Here is a 12,298-nt window from a genome sequence, read left to right on the forward strand (position 1 = left end):
GACTCCGGTCGCCCTACGGGCTCCCTACGTCTGGCCCGCCGACCCGGCGGCCCCTCCCCTGCATCTCGCCCCCTGCCCCCGCCAACAGGGGACATCTCTACTTTGCGGAATAGGGGACATTTCTACTTTGGGTTGACAGGGGCGCGTCGCGCACCGGGGCGACCCCGCCGATTTGGCGCAAGAGGTCAGGCCGGGGCGCCGGTGGGAGCGGCTTCGGCCGTGACGCGACACGATTGACGTCGCGGGCGAAGTCCGGCAGGCTGCCGACTCTCCCCGCTGCCTGGCCAGACGCACCGCGCCGTCGCCAGTATCAGGAGTTCACATGCTCGGCATCCGCTTCATCAAGGTCGCACCGACCGACTTCGTCATCCAGTTTCGCCGCGGCCAGCGCGTCCGCGAGGGGGCGGGGCTGGCGTTCCTGTATTTCGCGCCGACCACCTCGCTGGTCCTGATCCCGATCGGCAGTGTCGAGGTGCCCTTTATCTTTGAGGAGGTCACCGCGGACTTTCAGTCAGTCACGGTCCAGGGACAGATCACCTACCGGGTCGCCGACCCGCAGCGGCTCGCGGCGTCGATGAACTTTGTGTTGACCCCGGACGGCCGGGACTATGCCTCCGAGGACGCCAAGAAACTGCCCCAGCGACTGGTCAATCAGGTGCAGGTCCTCACCCGGGTCTCACTGCAAGGGCTGGCGCTGCGCCAGGCGCTCGGCCGCTCCGACGGCCTGGTCGCGGCCCTGCAGGAGGGTTTGCAGGGCTCCGAGGTGATCGGCGCGTTGGGCGTCGAGGTGCTGGGGATCTCGATCCTGGCGATCCGCCCCACCCCGGAGACCGCCCGCGCGCTCGAGGCGGAGGCGCGCGAGCAGGTCCTGCGTCAGGCCGACGAGGCGATCTATACCCGGCGCAACGCCGCGGTGGAGCAGGAGCGCGGGATCAAGGAGAACGAGTTGAACACCGAGATCGCGGTGGAAAACAAGAAGCGCCAGATCATGGAGGCCAAGCTGGAGGCGGAGAAGTCCGAACAAAGCAAGCGGCGCGAACTTCGCGAGGCCGAGATGGCGACCCAGATCGCGCTGGAGGAGCAGCGCCAGGGCCTGATTGCGCTGTCCACGCTCAATGCCCGGGCGGAGGCGGACACCCGCGCCTACGCGGTGTCGACCGTCATGCAGGCCCTGGCCGACAGCGACCCGCGCATCCTGGAGGTCCTGACCCTGGCCCGCATGGAGCCGAGCCAACTGGTGGCGATGGCCTTCAAGGACCTGGCAGGGGGAGCCGAGCGGATCGGCCAGCTCAACATCACCCCGGACCTGCTGCGCGAACTGATGGCCGCCACGCCGGCCGAATGAAACGATTGGCATCATGGATCGGCTGACCGAGAACAAGATCGTCCTGATCACGCGGCGCACGCGGCTCAATGAGCTGATCGCGCGCTTCAATACGCTGGAGCAGGCGCGCTTCTATATCGAGCACCTGGGCGCGGACTTCGCCGATTACCAGGCCGAGGATGAGGGCTACCGGGCGGCGGTGCGCACCACCGAGCGGGTACTCGGGCGGCTCGCGCGGGTGCAGGCTCTGGAGCGTACCTTCGTCCCCAACTTCATCTTCGGACCACGCGACACGGTGGTGGTGCTGGGCCAGGACGGGCTGGTGGCGAACGTACTCAAATATCTGGACGGACAGGTGCTGATCGGGGTCAATCCGGACCCGGCCCGGATCGAGGGGGTGCTGGTGCCCTTCCTGCCCGCGGACCTCGACACCCTGGTGCCCGCGGTCTTCGCCGAGCGCCGGCCGATCCGCCGAGTCACCATGGCGGAGGCGAGGCTCAACACCGGCGAGACGCTCTATGGCGTCAACGACCTCTTCATCGGCCCCCGCAGCCATACCTCGGCCCGCTACCGCATCGGCATCGGCGGCCGCGAGGAGTCCCAGTCGTCCAGCGGCATCATCGTCTCCACCGGGCTAGGCTCCACCGGTTGGCTGCGCAGCATCCTCACGGGCGCCCAGGCCATCAACAGCGCACTCACCAAGCGTCGGCGACCGCCGCCCCCCCAGTCATTCGCGTGGGACGCCGACTATCTGTATTTTTCGGTACGCGAGCCCTGGCCGAGTCGGACCTCAGCGGCCGAAATCGCCTTCGGCCAGGTCACGGCCACCGCCCCGCTGATCGTCGAGTCACAGATGCCGGAGGGCGGGGTGATCTTCAGCGACGGCATCGAGTCCGACTTCGTGCGCTTTAATGCCGGCGCCTGCGCGACCATTCGGGTCGCGGACAAGCAGGGGCGGTTGGTGACTTGAGGGCGGCCTCGCTTCCGAGCCGCGGGCGCCGATCTCGTTGCGCGCTCGGTCAGCACCCGGCCAAGCCATATTTTTCCAAGCAGCTTCACGCGCGACAGGCGGCGCCGATCGCACGCGATCAGGTGCGGATGGCGCCGGCGCGTCCCCGTCGGGGGCCTCGTAACCCCGAGGACGCGCCGGCTGCTCAATGGCTCAATAGAACCTCGCCCGCCACCCGCCGCGGTCAGGCATGGCACCCATCGGCATCATCGGGTCAGTTGGATAGCGGTCCTGCCCGTCCGGGATGCCGTCGTTATCGTCGTCGGGATCGGCGTTATTGCCGATGCCGTCACCGTCGGTGTCGAGCCACTCCGTCGGATCGAACGGGAAGGCATCGTCGTCGTCGGGGACACCGTCATTGTCGTCGTCGGGGTCGCTGATATCGGGAATGCCATCGCCATCATGGTCGCGCAGGACCGAGATGGCGACCGGTACGATCAGGGTCCGGTAACCCCCGGCATAGAAGATCCGCAGGTGGCCCTGGTAGGAGCCCGGCGCCAGACCGGTGGTCGCGACGACATAGGCCAGCGGCTGAGTTACGCCCGCACCGAGCGACTTGATCGCGTCGGGCGCCACCCACAGCCAGGGCATGGCCGCGTCGCAGACCCCGGTTTCGCCCGACTTGGCGACGATGACCTGATGGGTGACCTGGTTGACTGCCCACAGATTGCCGTCGCAGTCGATCTCCAATCCGGCCTGCTCGTAATCGCCGAGACCGGCGATACTGAATCCGCCGAGCACGTGATAGACCCCCGGCGTGGTGTCGAGCACATAGACATCGTAGAAACCGGTCCCGTTGGTCATCGCAAACAGGTGCCCGGTATTCGGATTCAGGGCCAGACCCGAGATCGGCAGACCCACATCGGCGGAGTCCAGCAGGGTCCCATTCGGGGCGAAGTGATTGATCACACCGTCGGTCCAGGAGCCGGCATAGTAGGTGTCGGTCTGCGGGTCATAGGCAAGACCGCGCTCGTTGGTCCCGAACGCCGGACAGATCTTGTTGCCGGTGGACTGCTTGGTGTCCGGATTCAGCTCGTGGATGCAGGTGTCGGCAATCCCGACGCTCACCTGCCAGAGCATGCCGGTATTGGCGTTATAGGTCATGTCCGCGGCGAAGCTCTCGACCCAGCCGGAGTTGTCGATGCTGTCACCTGTGTTGGTGCCGTCCGGAAGGAATCGGTAATCGCGGTTTTTGCCACCGCCTGTAGGTGTATCGCCCAACCAGAGGTCCTGAACGGACTGGTTGTAGCCGATGCCCCAGAGCGAGGGCAGGCCGCTGGGCCAGCTGAACTTGACGTCCCCGGCGGCGAGCGGGGGCACGGTGCCGGCCGTCGTCGTCGGCGCCGCCGTGACCATGCGGGCGTCGCGATCATTCAGGTGTTCGGGCGCCACGCGCAGCGCGGCCTTGGCGAAGGGTCCGGAGGCGGTCGGACCCTGATAGGGCGCGTTGATGTTGCGGATCCGCACCTCGGTAGCCGCGCCGCCCTGATTGGCGAGGCTGGTCCACTGCACGGAGGTGCTGTGTTCCGCGACGGCGAGCGTCACGGCCGACGGTGTGTGCGTGAGGTTCGGTGATGGCAAGACGAGATCCTGTCGGACCGCTCCCCCCGCCGGTACGACCGCGGAGGCCGTCGCGGCGCCGTGGTACAAGGCCGTGGCGCGCAGCGGTTGCAGACCCGCTGCGGTGGCCAGGAGGAAATAGCCGTCGCCGCGGGTCGGATCGTCCGGGGTCGCTGCGCTGGTGGTGCTGTGACCCAGGGTGTCTGTGACCGTCGCCCCGTTGACAGCGAGACCGGTGGTCGCGTCGGAGACATAGCCGAGCGCGAGGCCAATCCCTGGGGTGGGGGTGCAGGTGCCGAGGGTGACGTCGTCAAGCTGGGCATACCAATCCCAATCGCCCGTCGCGGGGTTGAAGTAATGCCAGCGCAGTCGATAGCTGGGGGCCGTCCCGATATAGGATGCGAGGTTCACGGTGACCGCTTCGCCCGGCAGGCTTTTCGCCGCCCCATGATCCTGTTGCCAGCTCAACACGGGGGCCCAGGTCGCGCCGGCGTCGATGCTGATGTCGAGCTTCAGGTATTCGCCGGCGTATTGCTGATAATTGGCCAGGTACGACAGTGAGACTGCGGTACCCGGCATCTCGGGTGTATGCAACTCCGTATCGTACTCGACATGACCGGCGGTATCGCTGCTCACTTCCGCCGCCATCCCGCTACCGCCCGTCCAGTTGGCATCGCCCCAGGTCGTCGAGGTCTTCCACACCACCACCCCGGTGCCCGCATTGTCCACGATGGACCAGCCGGTCGGGGGGAAGGTGGCGCCGTCGAAGCCCTCCTGGAAGCTCGTGGTGAACTGGTAGCCCGGCGCGGTGCAGGCGGCCAGGTCCGCCGCAAGTGCAAAGTCCTGGGTCGCACTGGCGGGGTTCGCGACGAAGGTTCGGAGCTGATGCACATAGCCCACGACTTGGGGCTGCACATCGAAGGTATAGCTCGAACCCTGCAGCAGCTCGACACAATAGTGTCCGGAAACCGGGTCGGTGAATACCGGCCCCATCGGGCCGCCGGCGATCGCGATCTGGGCCGAGAGTGGCCAACCCTGGCCGGAGCCGTCGGTCACCGTGCCGCAAACCGAGACCCGCGGCGTCACGCTGAGGCTGAAGTCCTGTACCGTCGTCAGGCCACCGTTGACCGGCACCCCGGTGGCCGTTGCCGTCACGTAGCCATAGGCCGAGGCCGTCACGTCATAGCTGCCGACCGGGACGGTCGCAAAGTCATAGCGACCGGTGACTTCGGTAGTTCCGGTCGAGTTGCCCGCGGTCACGGTGGCGCCGGGCAGCGGATCGCCGCTGCCGGCGATCGTCACCGTGCCCGTGAGCCCGCCCGTCGGTCCGCAGCTGTTGCGCGCCTGTGTAATGGCCGCCAGGGCATTGATCTCGCCCCAACCGGTCGCGTAGTTGGGTACGTTACCCGGCCCTGGGGGCGGGGTGCCGCCGGAGGCATAGGGTATCGGTGTGGCGGTCTGCTCGATCAGGGTCTCGGTCGCGGCATAATTGCCGACCAGACAGGGTGCCGCCTGCCACATCAAGGCGACCAACCCGCTCACGTGCGGGGCCGACATCGAGGTGCCGGTCCATCCGCCCTGAAAATCGGCATCGCCGGTGTTGACCGAGGAACGGATATTGACGCCGGGGGCCAGCACCTGCGGTTTCAGGTTGGGATAGCCGCGCGGGTTGACGGTGTCCGGGTTGTCGGTCGGCCCCCAATTGGAGTGCGTCGCATACTGGCCGTCGGCCTGACCGGACGAGCCGACACCGGTGACGTTACCGTAGCGCGCCGGGTTACCGACCGTGTTGAGGCCTGGGGGTTGGGCATGGCCGCAATTGGCGGCGTTGCCATTGGAAAAGATCGGGTAGATCCCGGCGGCCTGCCAGTTGTCCACGACGCCTTGATACCAGTTGTCGTAGGCGGTGCTGCAGTCGCCCCAGGAGTTGTTGACGACGTGCGGGCGTTTGGCCGGGTCGGGGTTGGTACCCGCCAGATTGGTCGGAGCCGCCATGAACTGGGCGCAGGCGAGCAGTGCGGCATCGGTGCAACTCGAGGTCGAACAGCCGCGACAGGCCATCCACTGGGCCCCGGGCGCGACCCCGATCTGATTGCCGAGGCCGTCGTCGCCGACCATGGTGCCCATGGTATGGGAGCCATGTCCGTTATCGTCCGCGGGGTTCGCCGGGTGGTCGCCGTAGGGGTCCCACCAGTTGAAATTGTGGTCGAAGAGGCCGCCGCCCAGGTTGCCGCGGTAATGACCGACCAAGGCCTGATGGGTATAACGGACGCCGCTGTCGATGCTGGCCACGACCATCCCGGTGCCCTGGACCCCCGCGGCCCAGACGTCGGGTACACCGATATGCGCGAGATTCGGCTCGACCGCCATGAGGCCGGCGGCGGCCGGGGCCGGTTTGCGCACCGGCTCGATGACCTGCATACCTGCATGGTGCGGGGCGCGCGCAGACTTTCGATCTCCGAGAACGTCATCAGGCCGTTCAAGGTCGCGCCGGACGAACCATCCACCACGATGATGTTGTCGATCCAGTAGCTCTGGTATTTGACGCGATTGGAGTCCAGATAGGACCGGATCGCGGCCTGGCTGCGGTCGGCCGTCTGTTTGAGCAGGTTGACGACATAGTCACCGCGTTCCTTCCACCCCAGCCGGGAGGCCTTCGCCAGATTGGCCTTCTCCCGGAAATAGATCATATATCCAGTGCTGCCCGAGGTCGTCATCAGGGCTTGCAGCTGCGGCCCCATCACTGGGGCGGCGGCGGGTCCGGCCGGTGTGGCCGGGGTACCGATGGGGACGCCAGTACCAGTCGGTGCCGCAGCCGGCTCGACGGCCACCGCACTGGCCGCCAAGACGACCACAGCGACCACGGTCAGAAACGCACTTGGTCTCATTCGCGCATACATTATTGCTCTCCACCATTGCACAAGCGGCGGTCGGGGCCCGACAACCGCGAGCGGACCCGGCGTATTCCTAACGAATCAGGAAATACGACCATTGCGGGAACGGATGATAGCCACTATCGTAACGGTGCGAAGGGCGCCGGGCAAGGCGATTTGTGGCACCTTGGGCGCCGGCCGGTGCTGACCAGACCGTTTCCCGAACCCTCCACCGAACGTCCGTCGGAATCGCGAACACTTAACTCCCAAACCTCGGTGGTGATACAGATGCACTGCCAACTAGACAGTATATACGGGAGACCATCACAAGACCTTGAGTCAAACTCAATGGTAACAATAGTCCTGCTCACCGAGCTTAAATCAATTGGGGGGGCGATGACCTTGGGCATGAACTATACCAATGGCGAAGCGTAACGACTGAGGTCGGCGATACGGGGTGGGCGGTTAGCTCCTGCAACCACAAGATGTTGTGCTTGATAACTTGCCGAGAGGCTCGCGATGCCAGTGTTTTCAAGATATTCTGTCGTTGCCCTTGAGGCACCATTGCCGCCAATCAGCTCGGCAATACCAACTACAATGCCGCGCCCCAGACGACCCAGAGCTTTGCGATCGGTTCATTCTGCTGGGAGTGTCTGCCAAACCCGGGCGGCTGGCGGGCCATCCTGCCATGATGAGATCACGCGCTCGCGCCGGCGACCGCCGCCCCCCAGTCAGTCGCGTGGGACGCCGACTCTCTGTATTTTTCGGTTCGCGAGCCTTGGCCGAGGCGGATCGCGACGGCCGAGATCGCCTTCGGCCAGGTCACGGCCACCGCCGCGCTGGTCATCGAGTCACAGATTCCGGAGGACGGGGTGATCTTCAGCGACGGCATCGAGTCCGACTTTGTGCGTTTCAACGCGGGCGCCTGCGCGACCAGTCGGGTGCCGGCTAAGTACGGGCGGCTGTTGACCTGAGGACGGCGTCGCTTCCGAGCCGCGGGCGTGCCAGATGCGGCTTTGATCGATCACCACCCGACGAACGGTATTGACCCAAGCCTTGAATCGGCTTTACCATTTTCCTATAAAGTAGGCTCTTTGGGATCTCAGTAGGTCGGCATATTTATAAATTACATGATGTTATGACGACATGTAGGGCGTCATAGAGTCGCATAACGAGCCGCATCGACAAGCCCCTGACAGGGCTTGGAGCGATTACTGCTCTGACGAACCTTTATATCAGAGGCTTACGCTATTTTCAGACGTTGCCATAGAGCCGTTTTCTTTTTGTGTAACCGCTCTATCCTGCTGTTTTTGAGAAACTATGCGACCTACTGAGATCCCAGAGAGCCATAAAGTATTAGTCGCACCAATGCTGATTAGGCGCTGTCGCAATGGTTACAAAGGCAGCTATCACGGGTTCGTAGTGACCGAGATGGCCGTTATCGTGTTCGCTAGCATATCTGGAGCTGCCCGCTATGTGTACGACGTCCCGCCTTGGTTTCGCCCTGCCGATCAGTGCCCTCGCATTGTTCGTCCTCGCCCAGTTGACGTACGCGGTCGACTTCTGCGTCGACAGCTCAAGCGCGCTGCAAACCGCCCTGACGTCGGCGGCCACAAATGGCCAGGCAGACCGCCTGCTGGTCGTCCAAGGCACCTATACCGGACCCTTCGTCTATACCAGCAGCGAGCGGTATGCCCTGCAAGTGCTCGGTGGCTATGTCGCAAGCTGTGCGACCCGCACCCTTGACTCGGCGAATACTCAGCTCATCGGGAGCGGGACTGATCGGGTGCTCTCCTTCACAACAACCAATGGCGGGGCCTTTACCCTGGAAGGCGTGACGATCAGCGGCGGCATTTTTACCGGCGATGGCGGGGGGCTTTATGTCAGCACCATCAATGACATCAGCCTGCGCGACAATCTGTTCACGAATAATTGGGCATCCGTGAAGGGCGGCGGAGCCTATATCGCCAGCGAAGGGACGATGTACGTGGAGCGAAATACATTTGCTAACAATGGCGGAAATTATAAGACGAGCGAGGGAAGTGGGATCTACGTTTTTACCGATCATGGCAGTCTCGCGATGAGCGATAATAACTTCACGGCCAATCTTGCCGTTTCGTATGGGGGAGGGGCATCATTATATACCAATCTCGGCACTCTCACATTGACGAGAAACAATTGGGATGGCAACCGCCTTAATGCCGGTTCCAGCTATAATCAGGGCGGTGGCGTCCGAATCATTGTTCAAAGTAACGGTGTCGCCATTCTGACTGGCAATAGTTTTTCGAGCAATCAACTTGGTTGCACCTATGGTTGCGATGGAGGCGGCGCCTATGTGAATGGTTCGAGCGGTAGCGCCATACTTACCGACAACAGTTTCATAAACAATATCCGGGGTAGCGCAGCTAGAGTTATCATGTCTACTGGAACCGCTACCTTGACCGGCAATAGGTTCAACAACAACACCGCCAATTATTACGGCGGCGGCGCCTATGCCTCGACTTCGAGCGGGGCTGTTATTTTAGGCGACAACGAGTTCTTCAATAATATAACAGGGAGCAACGGCGGTGGCGCCTATGTCGTGACTGCGACTGGCGCCGCCACGCTCAATGGCAATGTGTTCAATACAAACAATGGACCGCATGGCGGTGGCGCTGCTGTCGCAACGACTCAAGGCGTCGTGACCCTGACCAACAACACATTCTTTAACAATGCCGGTAGCGTCGATGGCGGCGGTCTCTGGCTTGCCGTGTCGAGCGAGGTCCCAACCACCTCTATCTATAACAATCTGTTTTGGAGCAACGCCGCACCGGTGGGTCGCGATTTCTCAATCAATAACGACAACAACAACAATGGCCTCGCCTCGCCGCTCACCCTCCTGAACAACGACTTCAATCAAAACGCCAGCACCGGTTTCTGGACCAAGATCGCGATCGCCATCGATCCGAGCAATCTGAACGCGGTCAACCCGCTGTTCGCCGACGACTTCCAACACCTGTCGGCGGCTTCTGCGCTGATCGATGCCGGCAATAATGCGGCGCCCGCGCTGCCGGCCACCGACATGGACGGCCAGCCGCGCGTCATCGGTGCCGCGGTCGACATCGGCGCTGACGAGTACGTGCCACTGATCGATCAGACCATCACCTTCGACCCTGCCCCGACCATCATCATCGGCGGTATCGGCACGGTGACCGCCACCGGCGGCGCCTCCGGCAACCCGGTCATCTTCACCAGTCAGACCACCGGTGTCTGCACCAGCAGCGGCACCAATGGCAGCACCATCACCGGCGTGACCGCCGGAACCTGCACCATCGCCGCCAACCAAGCTGGCAATGCCACCTACAACCCAGCCCCGCAGGTGACTCAGAGTTTCAGTATTGGCCTGATCGACCAGACCATCGCTTTCGGTCCCGCCCCGACCATCGTCGTCGGCGGTACCGGCACGGTGACCGCCACCGGGGGCGCCTCCGGCAACCCGGTCATCTTCACCAGCCAGACCCCCGGTGCCTGCGCCAGCGGCGGCACCAATGGTGTCACCATCACTGGTGTGACCGCCGGGACCTGCACCATCGCCGCCAACCAGGCCGGCAATGCCAATTACAACCCAGCCCCGCAGGCGACTCAGAGCTTCAGCATCGGCAAGGCCAACCAGACCATCGCCTTCGGCCCTGCCCCGACCATTGTCGTCGGCGGCACCGGCATGGTGACCGCCACCGGGGGCGCCTCCGGCAACCCCGTTATCTTCACGACTCAGACCGCCAGCGTTTGCACCAGCGGCGGTACCAACGGTGCCACCATCACCGGCGTGACCGCCGGCACCTGCACCATCGCGGCCAACCAAGCCGGCAATACCAATTACAATCCGGCCCCGCAGGCGACTCAAAGCTTCAGTATCGGCAAGGCCGACCAGACCATCGCCTTCGGCGCCGCCCCAACTATCGTCGTCGGCGGTACCGGCACCGTGACCGCCACCGGGGGCGCCTCCGGCAACCCGGTCATCTTCACCAGTCAGACCGCTGGCGTCTGCACCAGCGGCTACAGTAATGGTAGCACCATCACCGGTGTGACCGCCGGCACCTGCACCATTGCCGCCAACCAGGATGGCAATACCAATTACAATCCGGCTGCACAGGCAACCCAGAGCTTCAGGATCGGCAATGCCGTTAAGACTACACTATTTAGCGACAGCTTCGATTCCTATGCCGCAGGGGCCTTCCCATCGTCGGTTTGGACCTTGAGGTATAATGGATCGGGTTCACCGAATCAATATGTGGATACGGCACAGTTCACCTCCCCGGGACAATCCTTGCGTTTACAAGGGTCGTCCTGCTGGAGCGCCAATGCCTACCATCCCGTCACCTTGCCTTCCACCCCCGGCACGCATATTACATTGTCGGCAAAGGTTTATATGGACCAAATAGTATCTGGTGGCTGTAGCAATGACAGGGCATGGGTGGCACTCGAAGACCCCACCGTCGGCACCTGGGGAGCTCACTATGCCGCTGTTGCTTTTGATGGAGATGGATTTGTCTACGCCCTTCAGAAAGAAGCGGATCGCACTCGCGATGTCAAACTGATGGCCTACCAGGCAGGGGGCTGGTACCTGGTTGAGACGAACATAGACTTGGTCGCCAGAACATTTGATGTCTATATCGATGGCACCCTCAAGGCACAGGGGCTGCAAATTCTCGACACAGGGCTACCGACTGGTGTCGAGATGTGTGCTGGTCATGGTAACAACCCGACTGTCTGGTTCGACGATATCTCGCTCGATCAGATAGACTCAAATGTGCCGCGGTTCTGCTTACAGTGCCTGCCGAACCGGGGAGGGTGGCGGTCGATCTTGCATTGATGTGAGGCCGCTCCAACGCTCCGACGTTTCAGCCGGGGGACGCACTTGTAGGCTCCACCGGTTGGCTACGCAGCATCTTGACCGGCGCCCAGGCCATCGACAGCGCCCTCACCAAGCGCCGGCGACCGCCGCCCCCCAGTCATTCGCGTGGGACGCCGACTCTCTGTATTTTTCGGTTCGCGAGCCCTGGCCGAGGCGGATCGCGACGGCCGAGATCGCCTTCGGCCAGGTCACGGCCGCCGCCGCGCTGATCGTCGAGTCACAGATACCGGAGGACGGGGTGATCTTCAGCGACGGCATCGAATCCGACTTCGTGCGTTTCGATGCGGGGGCCCGCGCCACCATTCGGGTGCCGGCTAAGTACGGGCGGCTGGCGATTTGAGGGCGATCCGGCTCCTGAGACGGTGGGGCGGATAACCGCAATCCAGGACTTCGCCCAATCGCAAACGGCCGACGAAAGGGCATTGACCGAACTTCGGTGGTGGAGTAGGTTAGTTAGACCCTAGTGCTGCAGAGTGAAAATTCTGGCACCGCTTGCTGGCTGTGTTCGTTATCATGCTGAACACGTCAACTTCCCGCTGCTTGAGTTTGTTCGCCATGCCCCTTTGCACCGCCGCCCCCGTGGATATCACCGAGAAACAACGCGAGGAGCTTGATGCGTTGGTGCGTCGGCGGCAGGC

General features: G+C 63.2%; 5 protein-coding genes. 4 read left to right on the plus strand and 1 reads right to left on the minus strand.

From position 1 onward, the window contains the following. Positions 1–322: 322 nt before the first annotated feature. On the plus strand, positions 323–1,345 hold the full coding sequence (locus QZX93_RS05760) for an SPFH domain-containing protein (RefSeq protein WP_295393513.1): 1,023 nt from the start codon (positions 323–325) through the stop codon (positions 1,343–1,345). A gap of 13 nt (positions 1,346–1,358) precedes the next feature. Further along, positions 1,359–2,294, plus strand: a complete 936-nt coding sequence (locus QZX93_RS05765; RefSeq protein ID WP_295393515.1) for a hypothetical protein — start codon at positions 1,359–1,361, stop codon at positions 2,292–2,294. Positions 2,295–2,486: 192 nt separating this feature from the next. Here QZX93_RS05765 and QZX93_RS05770 read toward each other — a convergent pair whose 3' ends face one another. Then, on the minus strand, positions 2,487–6,314 hold the full coding sequence (locus QZX93_RS05770) for a S8 family serine peptidase (protein WP_295393517.1): 3,828 nt from the start codon (positions 6,312–6,314) through the stop codon (positions 2,487–2,489). A 1,926-nt stretch (positions 6,315–8,240) separates the two neighbouring features. Between QZX93_RS05770 and QZX93_RS05775 the strand changes: the two genes are divergently transcribed. Next, positions 8,241–11,618: a right-handed parallel beta-helix repeat-containing protein gene (locus QZX93_RS05775; RefSeq protein ID WP_295394419.1), complete on the plus strand. Its 3,378-nt coding sequence runs from the start codon at positions 8,241–8,243 to the stop codon at positions 11,616–11,618. Between the two features lie 61 nt (positions 11,619–11,679). After that, positions 11,680–12,000: a hypothetical protein gene (locus QZX93_RS05780; RefSeq protein ID WP_295394421.1), complete on the plus strand. Its 321-nt coding sequence runs from the start codon at positions 11,680–11,682 to the stop codon at positions 11,998–12,000. Positions 12,001–12,298 lie beyond the last annotated feature (298 nt).

The sequence above is a fragment of the uncultured Thiodictyon sp. genome (assembly GCF_903946935.1).
In the GTDB taxonomy this organism is placed as follows: Bacteria; Pseudomonadota; Gammaproteobacteria; order Chromatiales; family Chromatiaceae; genus Thiodictyon.

Coding starts and splice junctions, on each gene's coding strand:
- QZX93_RS05760 (WP_295393513.1), top strand. CDS start 323: ATGCTCGGCATCCGCTTCATCAAGGTCGCACCGACCGACTTCGTCATC.
- QZX93_RS05765 (WP_295393515.1), top strand. CDS start 1,359: ATGGATCGGCTGACCGAGAACAAGATCGTCCTGATCACGCGGCGCACG.
- QZX93_RS05770 (WP_295393517.1), bottom strand. CDS start 6,314: ATGCAGGTCATCGAGCCGGTGCGCAAACCGGCCCCGGCCGCCGCCGGC.
- QZX93_RS05775 (WP_295394419.1), top strand. CDS start 8,241: ATGTGTACGACGTCCCGCCTTGGTTTCGCCCTGCCGATCAGTGCCCTC.